Source organism: Dyadobacter crusticola DSM 16708 (assembly GCF_000701505.1).
Lineage (GTDB): Bacteria > Bacteroidota > Bacteroidia > Cytophagales > Spirosomataceae > Dyadobacter > Dyadobacter crusticola.
Genome location: NZ_JNJB01000005.1, coordinates 100,850 through 127,240 on the forward strand (window position 1 = coordinate 100,850; position 26,391 = coordinate 127,240).

Annotated in this window: 26 protein-coding genes; 4 read left to right on the forward strand and 22 right to left on the reverse strand. The window is 48.0% G+C overall.

The features are described from left to right. Window positions 1-220: 220 nt before the first annotated feature. From Q369_RS0106565 to Q369_RS0106605, 9 genes are all read right to left on the reverse strand, one after another. Complete coding sequence (locus Q369_RS0106565) at window positions 221-922, reverse strand: hypothetical protein (protein ID WP_157488076.1); 702 nt, start codon at window positions 920-922, stop codon at window positions 221-223. Between the two features lie 92 nt (window positions 923-1,014). Further along, on the reverse strand, window positions 1,015-2,103 hold the full coding sequence (locus Q369_RS0106570; RefSeq protein ID WP_157488078.1) for a hypothetical protein: 1,089 nt from the start codon (window positions 2,101-2,103) through the stop codon (window positions 1,015-1,017). Between the two features lie 20 nt (window positions 2,104-2,123). Continuing rightward, complete coding sequence (locus Q369_RS0106575) at window positions 2,124-2,660, reverse strand: hypothetical protein (protein WP_031527008.1); 537 nt, start codon at window positions 2,658-2,660, stop codon at window positions 2,124-2,126. Window positions 2,661-2,690: 30 nt separating this feature from the next. Beyond that, complete coding sequence (locus tag Q369_RS0106580; RefSeq protein ID WP_031527009.1) at window positions 2,691-3,536, reverse strand: S49 family peptidase; 846 nt, start codon at window positions 3,534-3,536, stop codon at window positions 2,691-2,693. Between the two features lie 118 nt (window positions 3,537-3,654). Beyond that, on the reverse strand, window positions 3,655-4,503 hold the full coding sequence (locus Q369_RS0106585) for a LamG-like jellyroll fold domain-containing protein (RefSeq protein WP_031527010.1): 849 nt from the start codon (window positions 4,501-4,503) through the stop codon (window positions 3,655-3,657). A 4-nt stretch (window positions 4,504-4,507) separates the two neighbouring features. Then, window positions 4,508-6,613 (reverse strand): SGNH/GDSL hydrolase family protein, encoded by a 2,106-nt coding sequence (locus Q369_RS0106590; protein ID WP_031527011.1) that lies wholly within the window; start codon window positions 6,611-6,613, stop codon window positions 4,508-4,510. Window positions 6,614-6,619: 6 nt separating this feature from the next. Beyond that, window positions 6,620-7,162, reverse strand: a complete 543-nt coding sequence (locus tag Q369_RS0106595; protein WP_031527012.1) for a hypothetical protein — start codon at window positions 7,160-7,162, stop codon at window positions 6,620-6,622. Window positions 7,163-7,298: 136 nt separating this feature from the next. Next, window positions 7,299-7,841 carry a hypothetical protein gene (locus tag Q369_RS0106600; protein ID WP_031527013.1) on the reverse strand — a complete coding sequence of 181 codons (543 nt, stop codon included), beginning with the start codon at window positions 7,839-7,841 and terminating at the stop codon, window positions 7,299-7,301. 109 nt (window positions 7,842-7,950) lie between these two features. Beyond that, complete coding sequence (locus Q369_RS0106605; protein ID WP_031527014.1) at window positions 7,951-11,835, reverse strand: hypothetical protein; 3,885 nt, start codon at window positions 11,833-11,835, stop codon at window positions 7,951-7,953. Window positions 11,836-12,076: 241 nt separating this feature from the next. Between Q369_RS0106605 and Q369_RS0106610 the strand changes: the two genes are divergently transcribed. Then, window positions 12,077-13,069 carry a hypothetical protein gene (locus Q369_RS0106610; RefSeq protein WP_031527015.1) on the forward strand — a complete coding sequence of 331 codons (993 nt, stop codon included), beginning with the start codon at window positions 12,077-12,079 and terminating at the stop codon, window positions 13,067-13,069. Between the two features lie 32 nt (window positions 13,070-13,101). On the opposite strand, the gene Q369_RS0106615 is transcribed toward Q369_RS0106610, so the two are convergent. The 9 genes from Q369_RS0106615 to Q369_RS0106655 form a co-directional block, all read right to left on the reverse strand. Then, window positions 13,102-14,532, reverse strand: coding sequence for a hypothetical protein (locus tag Q369_RS0106615; RefSeq protein WP_031527016.1), 1,431 nt, complete (start codon window positions 14,530-14,532; stop codon window positions 13,102-13,104). Window positions 14,533-14,536: 4 nt separating this feature from the next. After that, a complete protein-coding gene (locus tag Q369_RS0106620; RefSeq protein WP_031527017.1) occupies window positions 14,537-16,537 on the reverse strand; it encodes a DUF5977 domain-containing protein in 2,001 nt (666 codons plus the stop codon). A 65-nt stretch (window positions 16,538-16,602) separates the two neighbouring features. Then, window positions 16,603-17,196 (reverse strand): hypothetical protein, encoded by a 594-nt coding sequence (locus Q369_RS0106625; RefSeq protein ID WP_031527018.1) that lies wholly within the window; start codon window positions 17,194-17,196, stop codon window positions 16,603-16,605. Further along, window positions 17,193-17,681, reverse strand: a complete 489-nt coding sequence (locus tag Q369_RS0106630; protein ID WP_031527019.1) for a hypothetical protein — start codon at window positions 17,679-17,681, stop codon at window positions 17,193-17,195. Before Q369_RS0106630 ends, Q369_RS0106625 begins: the two co-directional genes overlap by 4 nt. Then, window positions 17,678-17,950, reverse strand: a complete 273-nt coding sequence (locus Q369_RS0106635) for a hypothetical protein (protein ID WP_031527020.1) — start codon at window positions 17,948-17,950, stop codon at window positions 17,678-17,680. Before Q369_RS0106635 ends, Q369_RS0106630 begins: the two co-directional genes overlap by 4 nt. Then, the gene (locus Q369_RS0106640; protein WP_031527021.1) at window positions 17,947-19,257 is read right to left on the reverse strand and encodes a hypothetical protein; all 1,311 of its coding nucleotides are present in this window, start codon (window positions 19,255-19,257) and stop codon (window positions 17,947-17,949) included. Before Q369_RS0106640 ends, Q369_RS0106635 begins: the two co-directional genes overlap by 4 nt. A gap of 1 nt (window position 19,258) precedes the next feature. Beyond that, window positions 19,259-19,570, reverse strand: a complete 312-nt coding sequence (locus Q369_RS0106645; protein ID WP_031527022.1) for a hypothetical protein — start codon at window positions 19,568-19,570, stop codon at window positions 19,259-19,261. Between the two features lie 260 nt (window positions 19,571-19,830). Next, window positions 19,831-21,387 carry a terminase large subunit domain-containing protein gene (locus tag Q369_RS28265; protein ID WP_051663950.1) on the reverse strand — a complete coding sequence of 519 codons (1,557 nt, stop codon included), beginning with the start codon at window positions 21,385-21,387 and terminating at the stop codon, window positions 19,831-19,833. After that, window positions 21,356-21,991 carry a hypothetical protein gene (locus Q369_RS0106655; RefSeq protein ID WP_031527024.1) on the reverse strand — a complete coding sequence of 212 codons (636 nt, stop codon included), beginning with the start codon at window positions 21,989-21,991 and terminating at the stop codon, window positions 21,356-21,358. The genes Q369_RS28265 and Q369_RS0106655 overlap by 32 nt, the downstream gene beginning before the upstream one ends. A gap of 153 nt (window positions 21,992-22,144) precedes the next feature. Here Q369_RS0106655 and Q369_RS0106660 point away from each other — a divergent pair, with 153 nt between their 5' ends. From Q369_RS0106660 to Q369_RS0106670, 3 genes are read left to right on the forward strand one after another with little or no spacing between them, the layout of a single operon-like run. Then, entirely contained in the window at window positions 22,145-22,852 is a 708-nt protein-coding gene (locus tag Q369_RS0106660; protein ID WP_031527025.1) for a hypothetical protein, read from the forward strand. 35 nt (window positions 22,853-22,887) lie between these two features. Further along, complete coding sequence (locus Q369_RS0106665) at window positions 22,888-23,736, forward strand: hypothetical protein (protein ID WP_169739239.1); 849 nt, start codon at window positions 22,888-22,890, stop codon at window positions 23,734-23,736. 41 nt (window positions 23,737-23,777) lie between these two features. Then, window positions 23,778-24,707, forward strand: a complete 930-nt coding sequence (locus Q369_RS0106670; RefSeq protein WP_031527027.1) for an HNH endonuclease — start codon at window positions 23,778-23,780, stop codon at window positions 24,705-24,707. Window positions 24,708-24,767: 60 nt separating this feature from the next. On the opposite strand, the gene Q369_RS29835 is transcribed toward Q369_RS0106670, so the two are convergent. The 4 genes from Q369_RS29835 to Q369_RS0106690 all read right to left on the reverse strand — a co-directional run bounded on the left by Q369_RS29835 (window position 24,768) and on the right by Q369_RS0106690 (window position 26,390). After that, window positions 24,768-25,475, reverse strand: a complete 708-nt coding sequence (locus Q369_RS29835) for a DUF3850 domain-containing protein (protein WP_205624306.1) — start codon at window positions 25,473-25,475, stop codon at window positions 24,768-24,770. Next, entirely contained in the window at window positions 25,475-25,735 is a 261-nt protein-coding gene (locus Q369_RS0106680; RefSeq protein WP_031527029.1) for a hypothetical protein, read from the reverse strand. The genes Q369_RS29835 and Q369_RS0106680 overlap by 1 nt, the downstream gene beginning before the upstream one ends. Before the next feature lie 89 nt (window positions 25,736-25,824). After that, window positions 25,825-26,196, reverse strand: coding sequence for a hypothetical protein (locus Q369_RS0106685; RefSeq protein ID WP_031527030.1), 372 nt, complete (start codon window positions 26,194-26,196; stop codon window positions 25,825-25,827). After that, entirely contained in the window at window positions 26,196-26,390 is a 195-nt protein-coding gene (locus Q369_RS0106690) for a hypothetical protein (protein ID WP_031527031.1), read from the reverse strand. The genes Q369_RS0106685 and Q369_RS0106690 overlap by 1 nt, the downstream gene beginning before the upstream one ends. Window position 26,391 lies beyond the last annotated feature (1 nt).

Here is a 26,391-nt window from a genome sequence, read left to right on the forward strand (position 1 = left end):
ACAAAGGCGCCGGTCTATGATTTGGCTGTCTCGGCGGTGGCTGGTTTCCTCGTGTAAAGCTCGAACCAAGTAGGGAATTGCTTTTTGAGCGCCAGGGCCACTTCCTGGTCTAGTGTTGTCCATTTCGGGCCAGGATAAACCCAGTGGTAGGTTTGTTGGATCCAAAAAGGGACTGGCTTTTCTGATTGAAAAGCCAGTCTGATTTTTGCGGTTTTGCCCATTATGCGCCGCCCTCTGCTTCAACTTCCACCATGCCAGGCAGGGCCAATGTTGCTGGGTAAAATGGCGGCTCTGTTACGTATGAGTCATTATCTCCGCTCACTGCATACCCGCGCTTGTCGCCTCCTTTTTTGCCTGAATCACCTTTGCTTTTCAGAATAATCGGCGACAGCTTAGAGCCAACCACGCGAATATCTCCGTCAAAATACTCGGCGAAAAGTATCACGCCGGTGTTCAAAAGCTTACGAAATTCAACAGACTGAGCTTTTGACTGGCCAGCAATATCGAAAGCTACCCCGTGCTTATAAGCCTGATAAAAGCGGTCGCCCTGGATTTCGAAATTAAGGTTGGCGCTATTATCGGCCGGGGTAATAATTGCGACGGTCTTACCGGCTTTTAGCGGCACCGCCATAGTGACTTCCATTGTGGCAACATTGATATGCGGGCTCAATCCTGAACCTCTGGGCCAGTCGATTGTCGAATCGTCAAGATCTGCCACGGGGACAATCCCAAAGCGACGGATACCTGCCGGGTTGGCGGTTTGCTCTTCAATGTTCTTGAAACCGACAAAGGAAGCGATGACGGCCAGGGAGTAACCGCCCACGGATCCGGCCGCGCCGTACAGATCCTGTATTTCAGGGACGATATGCACCGCCAGGATTGCAGCGGCCGCAACAAAAAGGAAATTCAAAAACTTTTTCATACTGGTTGCTTTGGTTGTGGGAATGCTACCGTTTGGCAGCATTCCCGTAATTAGTCGGTAATTGATAAATGGAACTGATAGAGAGGGATTTACTAAACTCCTGCGTTTACCGGTCTGGCGCGAAGGTCGTTTGTGGCGATCAGGTCAGAACGGTGATAATTCGGCGTGAAATTCATATCGCCAACGATAGCAATAGAGCGGTCACGCTTGCTATAATCCGTATCCAACTGGATGCCTTCTTCGGTGCGATCGGAAACAAAAACCAGGTTTTCGTCAGGCGTGATCGTCATTGTGTCAGTCCCCGCCCAGGCTAAAACCGGCTCGACAGCGATGTTTTTCGACCAGAACAAAACAGGCTGATTAAAAGCATTGTAGATGTTCTTATCACCGTACTTTTCCAGTACGGCAAACTCGTATTCAGAAGCCCTTTCAGGCGCGCAACGCAGTGTTGCTGGCTTATTTGCATACGCTGGCAACCTCGTTTTGAAGATTTTTGTCAGGTCGATCATCTCTTGAATGATATTATCTTGCTCCAAGAAAAAATCAGCCTGGGAATGCGTTAAAATCATTGTTTCTGGAATAGCGTCCGTCTCAATGTCGTTGTCAATCATTGTCAAAATGCCGTTCACAACATCCTCAGGGTTTGTTCCAGTCGAATTTAAAACGCCCATCCATACCGCATTCAAAACATCTACACCGGTCTGGTCAATGATCCACTGCCAAACGTGATCAGCAAACATATAATCTTCCGGGTTTTTCGCGTTGTGTCCTTCAACTTGTGCCCAGTACGTAGATTGCAATGCTCGGGCTTCTTTTTGGCCTATTAAAAGGTCAATTTTTGCGGGGCGAACTTTTGCTATCCTGGCTTCGATTTTCAAAGCGTTTTCCTTTGGGTTGAACGTCCCTTTTGCGCCAGGTTGCAATAAGGTTCTGCCCGTCAACGAACCTAATACAAGCTCGTCGGCAGTGCGGAGTTTCTGGAAACCAGATAGCTGGCCCCAGCCATCTATCATTCTTTTGGTAAATAAAGATCTGGCGCCGTCTCTGCGAACTTGCAGTGATCCGTCCAGGCCGGTTAAATCAACACTTGGCATACTAGTTTTTATTTGAGGTGGGAAAAATTGGAAAGCGTTTTTAATGCAGCCCCTTTGCCTGGCTCGATCAGGCGCAGGGTGCTGCATACACCCTTTTTGTCAATGGCCTACGCCTGCGGGTTATTTCGTTTATAAGCTTCACGCGCTTCGATATCGGTCTTTGTCATACCGGCGTTCTGCTTTTCATTGGTTTCTTTGTTAGAAAGATCTTCGTCAGCCATTGGGTTGACAGCCTGGCGCAGCTTGCTGTATTTTGCCTCGGAAGCAGAAAGCGCACTTTGTGCAACCGTCAACTTTGCTGTTGTGCCTTCGTGGGCTTTTTTTTCGCTATCCAGTGCGGCGTCGGCAGCTTCCAGGCGGGTAGTCAGTGCTTTTACCTGGGCTTGCAGATCCGTATTTGTCGGCCCTGAATTGGATGGATCCGCATTCTGTGGGTCGCCCGATTCGGTTTCTTGCTGGGTTTCGGTCCCGCTTCCGGTTTCCTCCGTTTCCTCGGTTTCCTCCGAATCTTCTGGCTGCAAGGCTTCCGCATCCTGAACAAACTGGTTGAATTGTTCGGTGCTCAACGTCTCCGAAATCGCTTTAAAGCTATTTTTGAATGCGTCGCCTAACCATTGCGCGGCGCTCTTTTTGGGCTTACTCATTGCTTATAAATTACAGGTGAAAAAATCGGGTTATGCTGCCAGCTGCAAAGCGCGTTTTGTAGCGGCTATCAAATCGCCTTTCGCGTCTACCAGTCCCAGCGCCAGCGCCTGGTCTGCGTTGTAAGTCTTGGCGGTGAAAACTTCATCGGATTTGATTTTTCCAGCACGGCCACGTCTTACAGCGCCTTCAAATTCGCGTTGGCAAGCGTCGCAGCTGGCTTGCAGATCTGCTTCGGCTTCGGCGCTTAGCTCCTCTATCCAGTTGGCGCGGGCCTTGTCCGTGCTTTTCTTAGCCCGGATAATGCGCATGTCAATACCTTGATCTTTCAGGTACTGCGCCCAGCCTTCGTAGATAATCAGGGTTCCGATGGATCCCACACCGCTGGCCGCCTGGTTCTCGATGAAGATTTCATCGCACTGGCTGGCTACGTAATAACCGGCGCTGTAACAGGAAGCGACGCTGGCGACAATCGGCTTAACTTTTTTGAATTCGACCACCGCCTGGGCGAATGCTGGCGTACTGTCGGCAGTGCCGCCGCCGGTGTTAAACTTCAAAACCACACCTTTGATATCGGGATCCGTGGCCGCCGCTTTCAACTGGCGGATATAGAACTCGTTACCGTAACCGTACCATCCACCGCCCCGGCTCATTTCGCCCGTAACAGGCAGAACCAGGATATTTTTATCCGGGGAATAGGCATCTATCAGGTAATTGTTCCAGGCTTTGGCAAGTCCCGACGCTTTTACCGCAGGCTCGTAAGCCTTCGGTAGTGCAGGGCGGCTATTCGCAGGTTCTACGCTGTGAAGCTTCGCCACTAAGGCTGGTACCTCAATTTCGTTGATTTGCCAAATGAATTGGTTAGATAGCGGCGTCATGTACTTTATTTAGCTGTGAACTAATGTTGGGTACAATTTTAACCGGGTGGCGCGCCGCTAGAAAGGACACAAAAAAAGCCCGGTAAAAGCTACCGGGCTGCTGTCAGGTTCGCGCCTTTTAAGCGTTAGGTCGGTGCGGTGAGTTTGCCGCATACTCTTGCGCAACAATGGTGTCAGGATTTAATCCAGCGACATCCAGTCCTTTCATAATGGCTAAACGACCCAGCTCTCCATCCCATCCATCGCCAATAGTAAGCGGAACCGTGTTATTTGAAGCGAGCATTGAGGCCGGGAAATTAGTTGTTCGGGTAACTACCGGCACCCCGTTCCGGTATACCTTCGCCAGGCGTGTTTTCCCGTTGTAGCCTTCATTTCGGCCATACATAGCAATGTGCACCCATTTGTTGTATTCAAACGATAGCGCACCTGCTTGCGTAACATCGACGCCAGCAAAAAATATATTCATTTCCCCCGCTACAAAGCCGTACTGAAAGTTGAGATTATTCTTTGCGTTCCCTGTGGCGGGATCTGTAGAAGATAACGTCAATACTGTGCCGCTCTGGCGTACCGAACTGATTTTTACCCACATAGTGACCAAAACATCAGTTGTCTGCCCCTCAATTCCTATCGTAGGGTAAGGCGCGGTAGCGCTGCCGTAAATCAGCCGGTCGGCCGGTGCTGACGATCCTGCATTTACAATGCTCTGAAACGACAAGCTTTTGTTTGCCGCAGAAAAAGGAATAGCCGATCTTTCTGCAACCAGGCATTCGTTCGGCGCAGGGCCACTTTTAGCCAGGTTCACGAATTCATACCCGTTAGGCACCGGGTTCGTTTGCGGCGGGTAAGTTTTTGACTTCCGGAAATCTACCAAAAGAACTGTCTGCGGGTAGTCCAAAACATCCGTTTTAACCTTTACCCCGTTTGGGACGGCCAGCGTTCCCGGCGACGTTATAATAGTTGCGCTCATGTTACTATTTTCTAAAAAGTTTGTAAAAATTATTTGCGATAAATGGCCCGCCTAACGTGCCTGGATGAATCCGGTCTGCACTCATAAAGCCAGCGTTTACCTGCGCCTGGGAGAATTCGCCCATTGCAGAACCGTGGTTAATAAAAGCGCCGTTATTTTCCTGGGCCAGCTCGAACAGCACCTTTGCGTAGTCCAGGAATTTGTAAGTTTTGGGGATCTCTGTTTCGAATTGGGTGTATGTTGGGCACCCAAAAACCAGATCACAACCCGGATTAATCGTGCGGATCCTGTTTACTGCCGTCTGGATATTGGCTTTCATTGTGGCGGGCGCAGTATTGCTGTTCATTTCGTTGGTCGTGAACATGAACACTACCACTTTCGGGTTTAGGAACGAAACCGATTTTTGCCAAAGGTCATTATTGCCAAATAGTGCCGCCGTGCCGCCAGAAATGCCGCATTTATGCACATTTAAAACATTGCCCAGATTGCGACCGATTGCGCCAGCGAAGGTAATCCCAGCTGCAAGCGCCTCGAATTGAATAACGAAGTTTGCCCCTTTTGCCGCTGACGCGATAACCAGCGCGCCGATGTCCTGCACGGCGCTGGAAGTGCTGACAATCGCCCAGGCGTCCTGTTCGGATTCCTGGAAACCGGGCTTGAAGAATCGCCACCTGAAATCGCCACCGCCCACATCTTTTTTGTATAAGAGGGTGATAGTGCTGGCCGCCTCAGTGGCTGTCAGGGTTAATACCGTGTTTGCTACCTGAGAAACGATGTAGCCATCGACTCCGATATTAGAGACGGTACTTGCCGACCAGTCCGCAGTTGTATAAGATACTTTCAAAGTGTCTTTCACGGATTGGTTAATGCTTGCTTCGGTTGCGCCGAACCTGTTAAAACCACACCATCCCGCGCCGCCATTCCCGTAGCCCTGCGCCATTATCAGGTTGTATAAGTGGCGAATGAAGTAAAGGCCCTGCGTGAAGCTGTCGCCTACGAAAACCAAGTCCATCGGCGTATTTTGAAGTATAATCCACGCCATCCAGGATTTAAGCCTTTCTGACCCCCAGATATTTGTCGTAGGAAGGCCCCGCGCACCGATCAAGCCAGAAATCCGCTCGTTTATGTTAGATCTTGTGCCCCTGGCTGCCGCAATTTCGGCGAAGGCTTCGGTTAAACCCGCTGGATTGGATGAATCTGTATTATCAGCATACTTGCACCAATAAACGTCACCATTGGCGTCACGTTGAATATAAATGGCAAGCTTGCCATTTACGAAAGCTTCTTCCTCAAAAGAAACACTGCCCCCGCCAAAAGGCACCTGACCTTCAACAGCACCATTATTTAAAATCCACGATTGGCCGTTTTTGGTTAGGATAAGCCCGTTCGAAATACCAACTTCAAATTTGGGCTGGGTGAATGTGGTACCATCAACAAACCAGGCTTCGTAAACATCTCCGTTAGCGTCCCTGTATGTGCGCAGGGTCTCTTTGCCGTTGACAATGGCCATTTCCTCAGTTTCTCCAACAGATAGCCTAATATCAAAACTAAGCTTACTATAAGAAACCGAATCGTCGCCAATGCTGCTGGTATTTGGACGCCATACAAACACATTATCTACCCCGTTCCAGTGGATAGCATCGCCTTTGTTCATGTCCCTGGCCGTGCCGGTAATACTCGAATTCCCGGCAGCGTCTACGATCCAGGCGTCACCATGCGTTTTTGTTGTTGTCGCAAGATTCGGGGTATTTGTGGCAATGGTATAGTTGCCGCGCGGGCGGAACCCTTGCGTAATCAATGCCTGAATCTGTCCAACGTAAAGCAAGATTTCAGCGCTCATTTGCTGCCGCAGTTGCTCTGTCAGTAATCGCTGTTGCTCTGCCGCAGATTTGAAAGATCCCGCATCCGTCGCAGACTGCTGGGCGGTGTTCTTCAGCGCGGTCATTTGTGCAATACTATTTTGTATTGCCGTGCTTGAATTAGTTTCAAAAACAAAGTCGGCCATTTTGGCCAATCCATCCCTGAAATCATTTTCAGCAATTGCCCTTGCTGTGTTGTCGGGGAACGTTTCCGTTACCCATTCTTTGAATTGGTCTAGTGTAAAGCCCATTTTTATTTAAGAGTTAAAACCGATAGAAAAGCCGTAGGAAAATGCCGCGTCGTTGGGGAATATGTCGCTATCCTCGTAGGCAAGCAAGGGAAAGAAGGGTGCAAGCTGGTTGCCCGAAAAAGTGAAGACCATCGGGTTTGCGTCCCTGGGGCCGGATCCTGTGGTGGCCTGAAATGCGAAATCTAGCCCATCAGGCGTGCCACCGAAAGCCCGGCAGGTCCCGTTATAATCTTCCGCAATAAGGATCCACTGCGTTTGCGCGTTGGTCACAACCCATTCAGTGATAGAATCCAGAAAGTGAGGGAGGGAAAAGCTGATCTGCACCTGCCAGAAAATAGAACCGGATTCGGCTTTCTGCTTTTGAACACTGGCTACGCATGAAAGATCAGACGGGAAAATGAATTCGTAGAACTTGAAGCTGGACTGCGGCACCAATCCGACGGAAGGGAAAACAAACAAATTATTCGAGCTGGTTATTTTAAGCCGCCGAATGCCGGATTGGTTGAGCGGGAGGGGTTGCCAGGGCTGGGTCGTGAAGATCGTTTGCATATCTCAAAAGTAGAGCTACAAAAGGGTCAGGGAAAGGACAGAAAATCAGGGGGGCGTAAAAACAAAAACCGCGTCTCCTATTCAGAAACGCGGTTTTTGACCCTGACAGAAATAGCTTACCCCTGACAAAAAAGACTCAAACCGGACAAAAAGCGCCTAGCCCTGACAAAACCGGCTCCGAAACTTTACGGCTCGTTAATAATTTCGAGTCGAGTTCTTGCCGGTGATCCCGGTAGATTTTCTTTGCCGCCTCCCATTCCATGTCTTTGTCTAGTGAGTCGCTTACAACTATGTTTCTACGCGCCAGAAAAGACCGGACGCACCAACCATAGTCCCAGCCACCGTGCAACAAATGAACAGCGGATACTTCACGAATCAGCGACGCCCGGAACTGCTCAATAAAAAAAGCGGAAAGCGCTGCATAGCGATCAACAGGAACGTCAAAAGCCTTCTTTTTGCACTTGTAGCGGATCGTCAGGATTTCGTTTGACTTCGTTTTTGCTGGCGTTTCAAATGTCTGATTGTAGTGGATCATCTTAGACATACAAACAATCAATTTCCCGATTTCGCTTTTCTGTGGGGCCAGAATAACGCCTGGCCCGAGGTGATCATAATCAGGTTCTGACAAAAGAAACTTGTACACATACTTAGGAACACTTAGGGTGATTTCCTTAATCATCTGATAGAATAATTAGTGGGTTAAGAATATTAGAATAATTCTAATTACACACGTAGATTTACTTTGTAATTCAGTAATACAAATATATCTATTTATTAGAATATTCACATTACTTCAAATTACTAATTGCGCCTAAAATTCCATGTAGAACCCCATTCGCATTTGCGCCATTTACTGCGCCTTCCACACCCCTGGTCGCTCCCGTATTTTCATTGACTGCCGCCCGTACCGCGTCGATCGCGCCACGCAAGGAATTAACCTCCGTGCCCAGTACTTTCAAAGCATCTGCGACGGTTTGCCCGTTGGCTGCCAGTGCTTTCACCACAAGGCCCAAAGCCTCGCCGGTATTGTCTCCGGTGACTTCCAAAGTATCAATGATCAGCTGCAATAATCTAAGCTGTTCCTGCCCCTGTTTCTGGGACGCCTCAAAGGCCGCCTGGCTTTCTGCTGTCGATGGGTTCGGCTCACTGCCGTCCAGCCCATCAAAGGCCCCAGTGTCAGCGCTGGGCATATCGGCCGTGTATGCGTCGGCTTCCGCCTGGGCTTTGGCTGCTTCGGCTTCGGCATCTTTGGCCGCCTGCTCTGCCTTGCGCTTTTTGGATCCGAAAAGGTACATTTCGCGCGACCAGTACGGCGAGTTAAACATAGCCCCGCCGTCGCGGTAGCTGCTCTGCATGCCCGTTTCCATCGACACCGCTTTATTGCGCATACCTGGCGTTCGGGCATTCTTGAACATTTCGTTAATCAGCGGCATATTGGCCGCCGTCTGATCAGCGCTAATGATCGCTTCGTCGCCTTCCATTTCGCCCACTTCACGGCCAGAAAACCGGTCTATTAGAGCAATCCCGCCAGTGCCGTAGATATTGCCATGCTTGCCGCCCCTGATAATGGCACCATCACGTGCAAACGTCGGTTCTGGCTGGTTTTTGATCTTGGCAATCTGCACGCCGGTAACCACCGCCGCCGTGGCGGCCAGGATAATGTTTAACGGGAAAAAGTTTGCCAAAGCTTTGAGCACTGCCAGCGCTCCCGTGATTAGGGCCGTGGCAATATCGGCTTTTTTCTGGGCGCGGAAAGCTTTCTGCTTTTCGGCCATTTCAGTAGCGCGGGCCTTCCGGTTTTCGGCGGCTATCGTGTCTTCCAGGTCTGCTTTAAAATCCGCCTTTTTCTCGGCTTCGTCGCTGGCAAGTTGGATTTGTTTTTCAGAGGAACTTTCCGCGTCGGCCAGCAAAGTTTCGCTGCTTTCAATGGTGAATTCCTGCAAGGCGTCGATCATTTCCGCTTTTGCTTCGGCTTCCTCAGTGGCTAGGCGTATTTTTTCTTCACTTTCCTTTTCGGCCAGCCGGATCTTTTCTTCGATCGCCCGCTTTTCATCTTCGGTTTTAGCCAGGTTTGCCAGTCGCTGCAAATCCTGGATCTTGGCTTCTTCGGCCGCTTTCATCTGTTGCAACTGCTCTGAATAATACTTTTTCAAAGCGGCCCGCTTGTCTTCCTCTGTGGTGGTTTCGCTGGTCAGTATACGTTCAAGCTCGGCCAGCCTGGTAGTCTCGGCAGATTTTAGCGCTGTGACGTAATTGGAACTAGCGGTGATCATTGATTCGGTCACCTGCAATTCGGCTGTCAGGATCCCTATTTTAGCATCACGTTCGCGATTGGCTTCTGCTATGGCTTTTTCGGCTTTGCGCTGGGCTAAATCATTCAGGAAGGAAACGGCGGCCTGGGCAGCCTGGGCGCCTGTCTCGTAGTTGGCCATATCAGCACTTAGCCGCTGCTGCCAGGCTGTTTGGTGGCCTTGCACGATTTGGGCCATACTTGCCGTGAATGCGGAAATATCGCCATCCAGTAGCGATTTGAACATATCAGAATACGCCTGTAAATTCTGCTGTTTCTTTTCCCGCAGGTCGTCGTCAATCGCTTTTTTGGAGGCCGCATTCTGCGCCGTGGCTGTGACAGATTCCTGGTGATAGCGGGCTTCGACTGCTAGAATCGCCGCAGCTGCCTGGTCGTTGTCTGTAATATCGGCAGCGATCCGGGCCTTTTCGGCAGCTTCTTCCTGGGCCAGCTGCTCTTTAAGGTGGCCCAGCTCCATGTCCGCCCGTTCCTTGGCAATTGCGGCCAGTTGGAAGGCGTTGCCTTTGGCCTGAATCACTTTGAAGTCGAGTAGCGACTGTTCGGCTTCTTTCTGCTGGGCACTGATAAACAGCGCATTTTCAGCGCGTTTCAACGCTTGTTCCTTTTCGGCTTCCAGCGCCTTTTTGCGGTATTCGGCGGCGACTTTGGCTATTTCATCTTCCGAATTCCTATTGATCAGCACGACCGTTGCCGCTTTGGTCGCTTCGTCAGCGGTGAGTGTCTTAATTTCTTCCAGGCGCTTGCGGCGCTTTTCCTCTATTTTAGCCGTTTCTGTGGCCAGCGAGTTTTTGGCCACGATCTGGTCGTGCTCGCTTTCCAGCTGCGCGGCCATTTCCAGGGCTTTCGCCCTATCGCTGGCGCGTTTTTCGTCGTACTTCTTTTCTGCATCCTCGAAGGCTTTCAGCTCTTTTTCCTTCTCCTTAGCGCGTTTTTCGGCCTCTTTTTTCTGGGCCTCCGTGACTTCTTTTTGATGGGCTTCGCCTTGCTTTTTCCCGGCCAGTTTGGCTTCTACTTCGCCGTTCGGGTTCTTCCAAACGCCTATCACTTCCTTACTGGTAGTTTTTGCCGCTTGCCCGATTTCGGTAAAGGCTTTACGCCCATAGGTGACCGCTTCTTCTGCCGCTGCTTTGGCGCCGGTTAGATTGCCTTTTGCCAGCTCGACCGCCGCCTGGCCCAGCTTGAAAATCGACATACCCAGGTTTGAAACATGGTTGATAATCTCGGAAGCAAGGCCCTTGATGATCAGCGCGACTGTGGCGAAACCTTTTCCAAATAGCATCAACGCAGGTACACTGGCATTGATCAGATCCAGGATAGCTATGAATACAGGACGCAACCCGTCGCCGACCGTCACCATAAGGGCGTCCATATTGTCGCCCAGGTTGGACGATTTTCCGCCCAAAGTGTCCATCATTTTAGCATTGGATCCGGCTACGCCTTCCATTTCACCAAAGGCCAGGATTGCCCCGTTAATCGCTTCCGGGGTGTTGGCTACCGTCTTTTGCATTCCCTTGAATGAGAATGTAACCTGGTCGCCTGATTTCTTTGCACTGATCCCGAATTCCTTTAAACGCTCGTTTTCGCCGGTGGCAGCGTCCATGGCAGCTTCCACAAGCATATCGAAGGTTTTGCCCTGGCTGGCAGCAAGATCCGCCATTGCAATCATTTCCTTTTGCGTAGGCCGTAAACCCCGGTTGACCATTTTTACATAACCGTCGGTTAGTTCATCGACGCTGAAAGTGGTTTCCGTTCCGATTTTTTTAAGCGCTTCCATAGCGCTCCTAGCCTCTTTCTGGCTACCCAGTGCCGTGGTGAGCACCTTGTCGTACTTCTCGAATTTGGCGGTAGTGTCAAAGATCTTCTGGCCCAGCTCAAAAATGTACTGCACAACAGCCAGCGCCAGAAAAGCGTTAAATGCTCCCTTAACGGTGTTAACCCCGCTGACCATCTTACCCCAAAGCCCTTTTTTATTGGGGTCATCTAAGCCGTCAGAAAGGCCGCGCATTTCTTTACCGACTGTATTTAACCGGTCTTGCACTTCTTTCAGCTGCTTAGATTTGGCGATAAAATCGGCAGTGCCAGGTGTGAGTTTTGACTGTTCTTTTAACAGGTTCCTTACCTCGGTTTTCAGCTGATCATAGGTAAGGGCAGTCAGGCCGATTTCCTTGCGTAGCTGCGCCTGCTCTTGTTGGTTTTTGTGAAGCTGCGCGTTCAGTGTCTGCCATTCTGCGGATCCTTTCGGGATCTCCTTCATAGCATTTGCGACGTCTTTCGCTTCTTTTTCGAGCGCGGCAAGCCTATTGCGCGACTCGTCACCATCAATTTTGAGGGTGATACTTACGACTTCGTTTTGCTGTAACATTGGGTTTACATTCAGATAGTGGGATTAATCCGAATGCAAGGAAACCAGGGCGAGGAGTGGGTAAAAGGACACAAAAAAGCGCCATGTAGGCGCTTCAATGATGTTAGATAGTTAGCAAAATTTGGAGAAAGAAAATGCATCTCAGTCACTTCCCCCACATTTGCCTGATTTACACATCTAGCATAATTCTGAACCGTTATTCTTACTTTTGTTTACAACAGTATACCAACATATTCAGAATATGGATCACTTGAAAGAAGTTGTGAGGAAGCTTAAATCTCAGTCGGATTTAGATTACAAGGCTTTATTCAATGCCGATAAAACCACGATCAAGATTTCCCTCATTTCTCATGGATTACCTATCGATGACGAAATTCCTTACTCATTCGAAGGCTTTAAAAGTTTGATCTCCAATTCGCAACTTTGGAGTGACATTGTGAATAGATTTGAGAATGAGGTCTGCGATCGATCATACAAATTAATTAGAATCCAGCTGGCAATGATATTAAAGGCAAATAAATTATATCAAGAAAAATTCTCTATCAAGTTCCCGAAACCGAATCTTTCGCGACCATGCGACGACTTCGCATTAGAGAGACAGTGCGTTCAACTGTTTATAACTAGGTTCGCCTTTAATTGCCTTGCTGTAAGAGAGTTGATGAACGAAGGTTTGGAAAAATTTGAAGCTTTCGAGTTGTCAATTGGGATTCTGCTTCGCGCTTGTTTGCTAGATGTCAAATTAATTGCTTGCTGGAATCACAAGCCAGAGTTTCTTAACTTCATGGTTTCTGAATCATTTCTTCCAAATAATTTACCAAAGCATATTGATCAAAATGCATTGCAAGGCTTTAGACGGCTCCATGATTTCTACAATCCTAATAAGATAAAATTTACGTCCGACGACACAAAGAAAATGTTGGCGAATCTTGCCCCGCAGCTAAAAAAGGATTTTGAGGAACTTTATCTGTTTTATTCTAAGTACGATCATTTTAGTTTCATTCCTATTCTCTCACGTCACTCTGTTAGACAACAATTAATGCGTACTCTTCGATCTGTCGATCTGATCCGACAATTTATGTTTATGGTAATTTCTCGAAATTCTAATTTACCGAAGCAAGAGTTCTCGGAAATATTAGGGATGAATGAAGAACTAAACGAACAAACCGGTCATTATAAACTTCTTAGTGTATCCTCAAAAGACTTGCTATCGGGGGAATTTCCTGTTTTCAACTAGTTTGATTACAAAAGTAACCCACAAAGACACTTCTATATTTTGACCAACAGGCAAGCAAATTCCTTTTCGATCGGCAGATCACCGGCCACGTGGGCGACCAGGTAGTTTAAGCCTTTGTAGTGGATCGGCTGGGAAAAATCCAGGGTGGCCAGGTCTATTTCAGAAAGTGTAAAGCTTTTTCTGAGGTAGAACATTTCACGACGTAGACGCTCGGTTCTTTTCCAGCTGGTGGCAGCAATCCCGCCAGGGCCTGTTAGATAAAGCCGGATCCCTGCCAACTCCGGGCTGGCCAGCGGCTGGTTTTCTGTGATCCCGTGCCAGAAAAGAAGGCGCGGCGCTGTGGTGACTGCCAGCTGGTTAAACTCCTTTGTGACTCCGGTCTGTTTGGCCACCGGCAGGCCCGTAGTTTCATCGACCAGGAAAGTAGAAAGCCGGATCGGCACCTTTACCAGCCCGATCGCATCCCCGCCCAGGTTGCCGGTTGCGGGCGTAAAATAGTCGCCCATGATTTCGGGCTTATCCTTCATCAAACTGTCGCCGCCGTCAAGCTCAAAAGCAAGCTGCAAGCGCCGGTTAAACTCCGGGATTTTCTTATGGCCCGGCGTCGCCTTTGCTGTCCAGTCTTTGACCGGCGTAAGATCCATTTGCGGTTCCCAAAAGTCAAGTTGCAGCCGCTTATTTGGCGTGTCGAATTTGTAACGCAGGTTTGGTATTTTGCGCAGCTCGATAATAAACTGGCCGATAGTCCAGGCGGGAACGTGCCGGTTTACGGTCACTACCTGGTCGCCGTCCAGTGCCCGCCAGTTCGTCAGGATCAGCGTTTGCCATACAGGATGGGTAAGAAAAGAACCCGACAGCGTTACGCCGGTCAGCTGCGCGATCCGGTCAAGTAGAAAGCTCACGAATAGCATAGGGACTTTGGGGCCAGCTGCCGCGTAGGCGGTGCCGGTATACTCATTAACGATCCCCGTGAAAGGCGGATCGAGGGCCGGGCCGTTGGTCCCGTAGTAGTCAGGGTTTAGGATGGAAGGAAAGCAAACCGCCTTCTTGCCTGCCATCATAAGATCGGCTGTCAGCACCGGCGGCAGCTCGACAGTACCCAAGTCTAATTCAGTCAGCGGCAGATCGGAAAACAGGCCGAAAAATCTTCCTAGATCATCGGTAGCATCCAGCGCATAGCCGGTTTGCGGATCCGATTCCTTCACGTAAGCATTACCCTTGTAGACAATAGCGCCGTTATTGATTACTTCGCACAGGTAAGAATATAAATCGTTCCCAGCTTGCGGCATTTCGGCATATTCAAAGATCCGCTGGTTCCGTACGGAAAAAGGAATATTCGGGATATTGGCCACGCTATTGGGGATTTGCTCATAGGTTAAATGAGGGTTGACCAGGTTAACTGGCAATTTGGGCGCTTCGCCCAAATCCAGGCTTTCGCCGTCTATTCGAATGTCGGTATACATAGTATTAGACTGGGATTACTTCAATGACCAGCGGCTGGTCAGAGCTATTAATTTGTACATTATCCAGAATGTAAAAGCCAGGGCCGGTAACGGTCAACTCTTTGTTTTTACCGACTGCTTTTAGTTTGCAAGCCTGGAAGGGTGGAGCTTTGTATTCAACTTCCAAAACCAAGTTTTTGACGCCAGTTTGGATTGTTGTATCTGACTGCCGTACCGTGGGCGTGGTCTGCCCTGTGGTATTCGTTACCAAAACGCTGCCGTCTATACGTAAGTCAACGACCGGCCCATACTTACCATTTGCAATCACCTTTAAATCGTTCATCGCGATCTTATGCAGGATAGCCACGTAAACGGGAATGTTATTGACTTCGCACAAGCCCTTAGAATTAGCGTACTGCTGGGTGTTATAGGTGGAAAACTCGGCTTCTGCCAGCGTATCCGCATCGCCGGGCATTTCGCCGCCATACTTACCGGCCTCGATCGCCACGGTAGGCGCGGTACCCAAAAAGCCCTTCCCACACCCTTGTCTTTTAAAGTCTATCACTCTGGCAATTGCCTTACTAGGGTATGGAGTAGATCCGGGACTGATTGACTCATCCCGCCAGGGCTTAATATAGTCGGGGTCGCCGGGAATATTAGCTTTAACAGCGTAGGGGATCACCTTGCTACCATCATCAGAGTAAACCTTTTGCAATCGCTCCCAGGTTAAATTCCCCGTCCTTTTGCCTTTTACGTCCAGTACGGCCCTAGATGAAAAACCCACCCATTTACTGGCACGTGCCGCGATTGGCGCAGCCGCTGGCATGCGGCTATAATTTTTGTCTGAATACGTCCTTTTTAGCTGGAAAGTGCGTTCGATCAACCCCGGGCGGTCTTCGCTGTATTTGAGGTTGTCAGTGATCAGGTTCATTGCCTCAAAGCCGTACTCGCTTTCCATCAGCACTACTTCCGAAACCATCAGTTCGCGCAGGTAATCAGCGTAAGTAGCCGCGTCCTTCTCAAAAAAGCCTGTCGAAAACTGGATCCCTGAATTTTCAGTTACGCCTATTATTTCCAGCTCTGAAAAGTCCAGGCCCTTACCAGTCGGCCGCTCCTTACGCGTCGTCGCTTTGGTCACGTCGGTTTCCTGGGTCGCTTTCCCCAGCACGCGCAATGTATCAAACCCGCCCAGGGAATTGGAAAAAAGGACAAAGCGCTCGAATGGGTGGTGCCTGCGATCAACATTAAAAGCCCTTACCTCCGTAAATCGCCGGTTTTCTTGATCAGAAAGCCAGATTTCGTAACGTGTGACATCATCGCCCATCCCCAGAGCCTGGACAGACACAGGACAGCAAATGACCTGGAATGGCCGCAGCCCTTCAATGGTAGAATGCGTGATGGTTTCCCTGACCCCGTTCGCCTGGGTGATGCGGATCCTTAACCGGATCTGGCCAGGAAACGGCGCCATATTAAGCAAGAAGTATAAATACTCTGGTTGTTTGGGACTAACCATCTTTTCGTTTGGCTGCCAGGTTAGAAACTGCCGCTTTTCGGATTGGTACCGCGAAAAGAAGTTATGCTGATAACCGGCAAAGTCCCTGGCAGCAATACCCGCCCTGATAGCTGTACGGACGGTCAGGGATTTGTCCCATAAACCAGGCTCTATTCTTTCCCGGATCACGTAGGGCGTAGTCAGCGAAGCTATGGCCGTCATTTCATTCGCGCCACGGTCAGGCAGGGTAATAGAAAGCTGCCCAGCCAGGATTTCTTCCAGGCGAAATTCGCAACCTTCGTAGATCTGTGCGCCAGCTGAAAGGGTCGGCGGCTTCTCACGTCCTTCCAGAGTCAGCATTGTTTCAAAGACGGGCGAAAGTGGGAATTCTGGCAATTTCAAATCCAGGTAGTAGCGCATTTCCGAACGATCCGGATATAGTTCGGGATCCATTGCTGGGATAATGTGCGGCAACTCGTTTCTAACCAGGTAGGCGTCCGACCAGGTCAAACCCAGTTTTTTAAAATCTATCATACGGTTTCAGAATTAAATTTTGTTTGATCAGCTGATATCAACCGGACGGCCGAAATATTGTAGACCTATTGACGGTCTTTCAGCGCTTTTTTCATTGTATTCATTACCGCTTGGGCTGCGGCGGCCTGGATATTCACCTCAATTTCTCCGTAAATTTCCTTCATGTAGTTGCGGATATACCAGCCACGGCCCCGACGCGTGACCACCGGCTGGTAAAGCCGTGAACGGGCAATGGCCCAGGCTAGCTGGTGGGCGGCCACTTCTTTATCCACTGGGAAAGTGCCGTTCTTCCGGCCGGAAATAAACGTGAATGGCTTTTTACCTGCCTGTCCTTCCATTACACGCCGAACCCAGGGCAAAAGCTCGTTTTCTTCATCTTTGACCGGCATTTGCTTATCGTAGGTCATTTGTCGAAGATCCTGGAAGCGGCCGTACATTTCGAACTGCATAGCCATTTCGGTAATCCAGCCCGTGTTATTCTGGCGGACTTCCCGGAATATTGAGCTTTTCAAATTGCCGGTCATTTCCAGCCCTTCTTCGGCCAGTTTTTCTTTCAGCTCTTCGATACCGCGCCCGCTGATCTGGTTGGTGATCTGGTTAACGACCAGCCAAATGGTATCATAGTCAATATCTGGCGTCCAGGTTACTATCTCGCTCATACTCCTACCAGCTCGTTTGTACTGGTAATCATCGTTATGACCACGTAATAACCTACCGCGCCATCAGTTCCATATTCCCACGGCGCCATTTTGTAGTAAAGCTTTTCTAGCCTGAAAGTCCGGTTTTTAGAATCGCGCCGCAAACAGCGAAGGATCCGCCAGGCGGCCATTTGGCCCAGCTTAAAACCAGCCAGGCGGCCGTCGTGCGACTTATCAGTAGGGTAAAGGATGCAAAAACCGACATCCTGCTTTGCTTCGAAATTCCCCATTTCGTTATCATCACCGGTAATTACCGGCATAAGCAGCGCCAGGGCTGGAAAGCTGAATTCGTCAGTTTTAGCAACCTCATTGAACCTTTCCATTTCAAACGGGCTGTTAGAGGTTTCCAAAACCAATGTTTTCAGCTCTGGATCTTCTGCGACCAGGGCCGAAAAGTAAGCTTCCATGCTCACGACATCGGACTGTAACAATGCGAACTTGCTCATAGTTTTGTCGTTTTCCAGTAGTCAATCCAGATCCATTTCATTAGCTGGCCAGCGGCAGCAAACGACCGGTGGCCTACTGCGCGCTTCCCGCACTTGTAGAGTGAATAAGGCAGCAATACAGTAAAAACGCCTGCTTTGATCGTCAGCACAATGGCCACTAAAAGCCATTTAAGAAGAAAGCGTAATGCCTGGTAGATCCCTTCCAGGATCAAAAAAAACAAGGCATAGAGAGTAAAAAATATAGCCTGCAAAAATGAGTCGTTTTTCATTGCGTGTTTGAGGTTGCGGCCTGCTGGCCAGTCGGGTTTTCGTCTAAGGTAGTCATTTCAATATCAGTGAAATGATATTCGTATTCTTCCAGGTCAAAGCCCATCACTTCCAGGGCCAAATCCAGCGGGCCTTTCAACAAACGGCGGTAAGAAGGTGTCATAAACCGGATGTGGTACATGACAGAATGCATTAATTCAGACCCGCTACCGCCTAATTTATCGCCTTCCGCGATACCGGCTAGCCCTGGTAAAATGCCGTGACCTTGCGCCTGTTTTACGCCTGCCTGCTTGATCAGGTTCATATACGCGTCGTCAGTCATTTTGTTTTCAATCGGCGTGATTCTGATCAGCTTCCGGTCGCCAGCGCCACCGGTGCCCATGATATTACCGATTAAAACCAGCGCTTTGTCTGCGTTGTTGACGCCAGATAGGTAGTCGTCCATTCTGGCCATGAAATCATCTTTGCGGCCCTCAATTTTCTCCTGGGTTTCGGGATCTTCCAAATCGTCAGTATCTAACACAAAGTAACTTTCGTCGATTTCGATCAACAGCTTAACATTATAGCCATTTTCCAAACCGGATTTGTGATATTGAGGTGCCATATTATCTACTTGCGTCCAGACCTTAGTCCCCCACCAAAGGCCCTGGTTATAAAAATCAGCTCCGATCTGGGCTTTTTTCAGCACGATCACGCTTTCCAGCCATTTGTCCGGCTGCTCCGGATCGAAGATCGGAACGGCTACCGTATGTTCGGCCTTAATTTGGGAATTGGTGCCAAAGAATGGATTAATTAAAACCCGACTGATTGGCTGGCCGTTGGCTGGCTTTTCAAAGCGTACTTTGTTAGGCTGGATTGTTTCTAAAAGCACCTGGCCGTCGTCCTGAATTGAAAACCGAACAAATGCCATTTCGGCAAAATGCAGGCTCAACGCGGCCAGTTCCAGGTATTTCGAATAGACCTGTTTTCTGCGAAACCAGGTTTTCAAATCGGGATTTTTGACCAGCAAACGTTCTTCTTTTCCTTTCTCGTTGATTGTGGTTTTCATCAACTTGACGCCTGCCCCCAGCATGAATTCTTTCGCCTTGTCCATCAGCTGCGGTTTGCTTGGAGAATCCCAGCACAAACGAAGCATTTCCAGAAGTTGGTTATCGTTTTTGCCCCACTTGACCCACTCGAAACCTGCCTTTTTTTGTGCGGCAGCTTCCGCGCTGTCGGCCGTGGCCACGTCCAGAACCGGGTTTGTGATCCTAACCGTGTGCTCTGATTTGGCCAAGTGGTACAGGTTCCTTTCGATTTGTCTTACCATATCAGTAATTTTTATGAATGATGCGTAACCATTGATTTGTACGGGGCAACCTAATAGCAATAATCAGGCGGTTTCTAAGCGTGAACGGACGCCCCAGCCCGTCGATGTCTTCCAATAGCACAGACCCTTTTTCAATCAGATCGTAGCGCAGCTTGCCTTTCGTACTTTCGCCAGCGAACCGCTTACCGGATTTCCCCAGGTTCTGTTTCATACCAAAAGATCCGTCACCCGCCTTTCGGTATTTCAAGTCAAAACCCCGGCTGGCAGGATCGTGTAGTATCTTCCAAAAAGTATCTATGCTGATTGCTTCCATGATCCAAAACTATGGCCTCGTGTGAGCGCTCGAAAAGACAGAAAAAACCGCCGAAAAGGCTTCCAATTTCTATTTTTGGCAAATATCAGGTAATCAGTAACTTACCACATTTCTAGGTCGAGATCGGCATTTCATTTTCCAAAACTCCCCCAGCTAAGGCGGCACCCTTTCCATTTCCGGTAATTACCGCGAACCCGATTTTTCGAATATCTTAAAGCCCTTCGGTCGGTGCGGCTGTCCGGTGATGGGGTGCGGGGTGCCTAGCTGCCACCCACGAACCGCATGCTGCTGCCTTTGGACTTTGGTCTGCTCGATTCGGCAGAATACTTGTAGTAGATCAGGTAATCGAAGCAATCACTTAGGTGTGTCGCATACTCTTGCTGCAAGCTTGTTCCTTCGCTCGACTTGTCTTTCTTGTACTCAGGGCCAATCGGTGCATTCTGCATGGATATGATCAATGCCTTGCAGGTGTTCTGGTTGATACGGACGCGCGGCAGGCTTGCGGATCCTTCGGCCAGGATCCGGTCGATCAGGGCGAACCGGGCGCGGTGTTCCGGGTTAGCCTTCAATACCCGCATGTACACTTTCCAGCCCAGGCGGCGCAGCTCGGCGGCCACCTGTTTAAACATTGGCTCTTTGGATCCTGCGCTTTTAGAGCTGGCCGACGCGTCACCATACACGATCATATCCTTTTTTACATGGTCTGCATACGCGTCGTTCAGGGCGATTGCCAGCGTTTCGGCAAGGGTCTTTTCCTCCTTTGCCTGCTTGACATATACGTTATTGATCACCTTTAATTTGCCGGGCACCTCCTGGGCCACAATACCGCAACAGATATAATTATTAAAGTCCAGGCTTACTTCCAGGGCCTTGTTAGGTTGATAGTCCGAAAACGTAGGCAGCCACAAATCAGCTGGGCCGTTTCCATCACCTGATCTTTCGTAGGTAAAAACGTTTGCCGTGGTGTGCTTTTCATCATCAAACGAAGGGTAATAACTATTCGGCAGCTTTCGTAAGCGCTCGTTTAATACTTCCACTCGGAAAACCAGGGGTTCTGTGTTTTCCTCCATATTGGAAATATATTCCGGGCTTAGTGTTGGATTGTCCTTTGCCGTCCCCTCTAAAAAAAGGTACTTTTCGGGGTTTTCCTTCATTAGTTCTTCCGTCTTGAAAACCCACTGGCCCGACTGCATCCAGGGGTTAGACGTGAAATCGTAAAAGGCATTATGCAAATGGTTGTCTTTAAACCGCCAGCTATTGGCCCGGTATAACGTGGCCATTAGGATTTTGGAAACCCACTCACTTTTAAAAATGGCGCTTTCGTCAATTAGCCCCCCGTCAAAATTATGGCCCCTGTTTACGTCTGGCTTTTCGAACGAAAGTAATTGCAGGCAAAAACCGCTGTCAAATGTGATACAATGGTTGTAGCTTTTCGGGGATTTGTAGGGCTTGGGCCAGTCTGGAGGCGGCTCTTTGAACAGGACGTAATTCCCGAACGGATTTACCTTTTCGTGGTATTCATACCAGCCCATACCCGCCCAGGCATCGGCGCTGTCGGTCAGTACAATGTCCAATAGTTGTTTGAAAGTACGCCCGGCCAGGAAGAATTTCGCCCTGGGCAGCATCTTTGCAATGTAGCCGACGCAAACCAGCAAAGTATAGGTTTTACCAAACGCACGCCCGGCCAATAGCGTTTTGCGTTTGGCTTTGCTGGCCATAAATATTTTTTGCTTCGCCGACAGAAATACGATGTTCGCCCTATCGGCCAGCTGCCGCATTTTGGCTTTATTCAGCCTGGCTTCCTGTTCCGGTAACATCTTCGTAGGGGGTTTCTTCGATTTCTCTGTACATATCCAGCGCCGCTATATCGTCGGTAAAAATGATATTCGGGGCCACCTTGTATTTGTTGGGGTTTTCGACCTTGTCCTTTTCCATGAGGCCCCGGATCTTGGCAGCACTCATTCGGATTTTGGCGGCTTGCCCCAGTATTTTGGCGATTTTCTCCTGTACGTCCGGGTCAATTTTATACACCGGATCGCCGTCAGCGTCGAAGGTGACCGTTTTATAGTCGCCTATAACAGCATTCCCCATTTCTTCCAGGGTGTGGGCCATTTCCTCCAAACGGACGGCGTAGACCTGGCGCTGGGCCAGCTTCTTTGCATTGCCGAAATCCAGGGCGCCAAAGATCTGCTGGCAGCCGTTTACGACGTTATAGGCCATCGATTGGCTGATACCGCCCACAGGTGGCGGGCTGAACATGAGGGTTTCCACCACCTTACGTTCGCTTAGTCCGTCCAGTAGCAAGGTGAATGCGAAGAAATAGCGGTCGAAGTACTTTTTATCAGCTTCGCCCAGCTCTTTACCGGTCTGGATGTGATCCCGGTAACGTTGTAGTTTGTCTTCTTTTACGATCAGCTGCATAGCTTGTTTGCTTTTTTGAATGCAAGCTGGCTATGTGACGGGTGCGATGTAAGGACACAAAAAATGTCTATTTTAGCAAAGAAAAATGCCTGTCTCAGTTTGGCGACGTGACAGGCATTAAAAAAAGTGGATATATCAAACAGATCAAATTTAATGAAAAAGAAGGTCGGCTACACAGTGTGGAAAAGAATTGATGAAGTTTTTGCCGGAAATAGAGATCTATTCATTGTTTCTACGGCTGAAAACAAAGCGTTAATTCTAAACGATTCAGATCCTGAGTCTGATTTCTTTTTTGAATTTGGCTTTGGCGATGGTAATGGTCGTTACGAAACTAAATACAAGCCTAATAGCCCCAGCCAGGTATTTACGACGGGTGACAGGTTTACAGAAGATGAACTTGTAGTGCACCTAAAACACTGGCTTAAAATTCTTAGAGAATTTCAAAATACACCTTCACCGTATGACCATCCGTTCGAAAGACAATTCCAAAAGGAATTTTATGAAAGTATCAAATCCAATGATTTAGACGCTGATTATGCGGCGTTCGACAATCATAAGATGATTTTATTGTACGACTATCTAAATGATGCTAAAGCTCATATTGATAACTACGAGGGCCATCCAAAAGATCAGGCAAAGCTCTACTTAATTAGAGAGCTTTGTTCTGAATTACAGGAGAACGTTCAGAACATGACAAAAAATGAAGCTATCAATAAACTTGCAAAAATATGGGCAAAGTCTAAGACAGTCAGCATCAGTTTAATGAAACAACTGCTTGCAGAATTTAAGAAAGGAATATTCAAGGCAATAACCGATGGTGGCATGAATGCTGGCAAAGAAATTTTCGACTATTTGAGCTAACGTTTATGAAAACCAACCATTTACTTTGCTTCTTCTTGGATATCTCTCTGTCAGAAATTACCGAAACCCTAATGAAAAACACTAGTAGTTTAATAATCGTAATTTTAGCGATCCTTATTGCCGTCACTCAATGCTATAAAGACGTTAAGGATCAAAAAGAAGCTGATGAAAAAGACAGACAATTAACAGCAACCCATAATAAGCTCGAAAAAGCAAACGATGAAATAAAAGCTGCTAACACCGAAATACGCATAAAAGCGGATTCTATCCAGAAATTGCAAGAGGAATCAGGCAAGGAAACAAGAAAATTAGCCGATATGCAGAGCGATGCAATTAAACTTCAATTACTGCTGAATGAACATGTTACTGGTGGCGCTAATAAGCCCATTATCGAGATAATGAATGTCGGGACTGCCCCTTACCCCGGCATGAGTGACCTACCTAACGCACCAAGGTATAAACCCGTAGATATAACTTTAACTAACCCTGGCAACGTTCCTCTCCGAGAATTAACAGTGCGAATATCTGGCAGTCTGGGATTCAAATTTATAGGACAAAGAGGGAGAGATTATGCAGAATACAATAGTGCTTTGCCCAAAGTTGACGATTACATAACTTACGGCCCAATTACACTACCTGCAAACAAGACCACAAAAATATTTACCGCAAATTACGAGCCATTTACCAACTCAGCTAAGTATGCTATTGATATAACTTGGGAAAATGGATACTACACAATGTTTGTAGATTTACAGCCTATTGACATGATGGGCAATTTTGTGACTCCACAGCAAGCTCCCCCGCGTGCCCACCTACGGGTAAAGAACGTCAAATACATGGTGGGCCATAAGGAGGTCGATCCTAACGATTATTTCCGAAGATAACTCTGACTAAGATCTGATTCAACCTCTTACCCACAGCTAAGATGCCAATTTGTATTATTTGTAGGAAAGAAAAGCAGAAGTTCAATATTGAGCATATTATCCCTTTTGCCATCGGTGGAGTATTGACAACAAACAGGGTTTGTGCTGAATGCAACAGCTTTTTAGGCACCCAAGTTGATTGTCACCTCACAAACAACTTTTACATCGAAATGAAACGCCGCGATTTAGGCATCAAAGGCAGAAAAGGAAACTTACCTGATCCACTTGCAGGCCCGGCAAAAGTGAAGGATACAGGACAATCAGTTATCATAAAAAGGGGGAAAGATGGTCAGATTGTTATCTCTAAACCCCCAAAGTTAGAGGTGACTAGTTCTGACACGCTGTCGCTTAAAATGACTGGCCCTGCTTCTGATTTGCCTGCACTAGACAAAATGCTTGACCGATTTTTGAAACAAAATAATCTTAAAAGGGCTGACATATCTAGTCAAGAAATTAAAAGCGTTATCGAAAAAGCTCCAGAGGTGGTTAAAACTTTTGAAACGCAGATCTTTCGACTATACTTGGCGCAGCTGAAAATTGCCTATGAATTTACAACACTACTGATACCCGGGTATTTTGCCGACGAACGAGCACATGAAATATCGGACAGGCTATTGAACTATGAACGTGATTCAGAATATCCAGATTCCTTTTTACTAGGTGAGAAGTTCAATGATGTATACATGAAGGGCGTTGGTCAATATTTTGACTTCAATAATGATACTCATTACCTCGTAGTGTTGCAAACAAAGGCCGGATTGATGTGTCACGTTAATCTATTTGACTTAAGTATTTATTTTATGGTGTCCACTAAACAGTATTTCACTCCTGGCGAGACGTACGCATTCAAGAATGACGCAATTAAAAAAGAAGGTCGCTTTTTTACGTTTGAAGATATTCTTCGCAATGTTCAAAGTGGATTAATGATGTAAAATAGCTATTTACTGACCATGCATAGCTTTGTCATGCATGGCCAGTTGGTTTCAGATCTTTTAAGGTGTGGAATTTTCGTTTTCTTTGGCCGCTTTAAGGCCAATCTCAGCAATTATGATACTCAGTAGCATTGTACACGCCATTTGTATAACTGATAGTCCCCGATTCGGAACATAATCGTAAATGTGAGTTTCGACCCCTTTAATTACTAAATTCAGAAAAATGAAGGGGATCAGGATCGAAGCCGTGTAAGAAATCGCTTTTATCATTAGTAGCCTTTTTTGAGAATTACTAGGTAAAGTTGACATTGATAGCATCACATAGCCAGGTTCGATTCCCCAGCTTCCACCTTCTAGTATAGAAGTAACTTGCCTTACCACTTTCCGACCTGTGTATTGTTCATTGTTTGGCTCCCATTCTTGCAGTACTAGCCGATCGCCAATCCTAAAATTTCGATCGTTAAACCGCATTTCTGCTGTTTTTAGACCACTTTGTACCCATTGGAATGGCCCCGGCAAAGTTTTGAGATAGTGGACACTGGTCAGCTTGTATTCTTCCCGGGGTGGGAGTTCGGGGGAGGGGTTCCAGTTCGCTGGCCGGGCTCCTTCTTGACCTTCCCTTATCAACCTTCCAGTGGGCGGGGGTGGCGGATTATGCATTCCTGGAACCTGCCCAACTCTTGACTGTGAATCCTGCCATGCTATGTATGCTTCATACGATCCATGCAGGGCGATTTCGTCCGCTAGTTTGTGTACGATTGATGACATTAGTTGTAAGACGCGTTAAATGCCCGGATTTGGGCACGTAAGTGTTCAACCTGCTCTAATATTTCACTTGGTGCATGGCCTGAATAATAATTTAGAAGGGATAGTGTGTATTCGCATCCGAAGAAGAATATTTCCTTGAACACTTGCTTTACCTCGTTTTCTCCTTCCATTTCAGGCCCTCCGACTTTCTTAAAAACTTCTTCAAAAATTTCATTAAAATCCAGCTTTTCTATTTCGGGTAACTTATCTGTTTTTTCCATGATATTGATTAGATATGCCCAGCTGAGCGGTGATCGTGGAACAGGCTACTGACCTGTTCCACGGAATAGATTTAAGTGGATACTGTGGGCTACCTTCCTGCGTCCAGATCCTTATCCAGAACGACGGCCACCATTTTGTCCAGGCTAGATTCCGCAGCCTTTGAAGCTCTTAAAACCGTCTGCTTCTCTTCCTTATTCTCTTTCGGGATCCTGAAATATTTGTTTTGAAGATCCCGAACGGCCCGCACCTGGGCGGCGAGTGTTTCGATCGTTACCGAATTTTCCATGATTAGTTGATTTAGATTAAAAGTCTTATTACTCCCCTTCAAAATGTTGTCTTCAAAATTCCAATCTTCCACAGCCATTTGAAGGTCTAAACGGCCTTTAACCCGCTGCATGAATGCTGTCAGATCCTGGATCCTTTGCGCATTAATTTGCTTTGTTATGGTAGCGTTGTTCATTAGCTGATTCGTTTGACTAGATCCCTCGAATGTTCGGTTTTGTCGTCCCAGTAGCGGCCATTCAGCTGCCAGTACCTTTCCCCTACCCTGACCGGCGTACTGCCGTTTTCTTCCAGTACTTCGTCGATGGTGACGGTTTCTTTGTTGCGTTGCTGCCAGACCTGGCCAGCGGCGATTTGTTCAGTGTTTTCCATT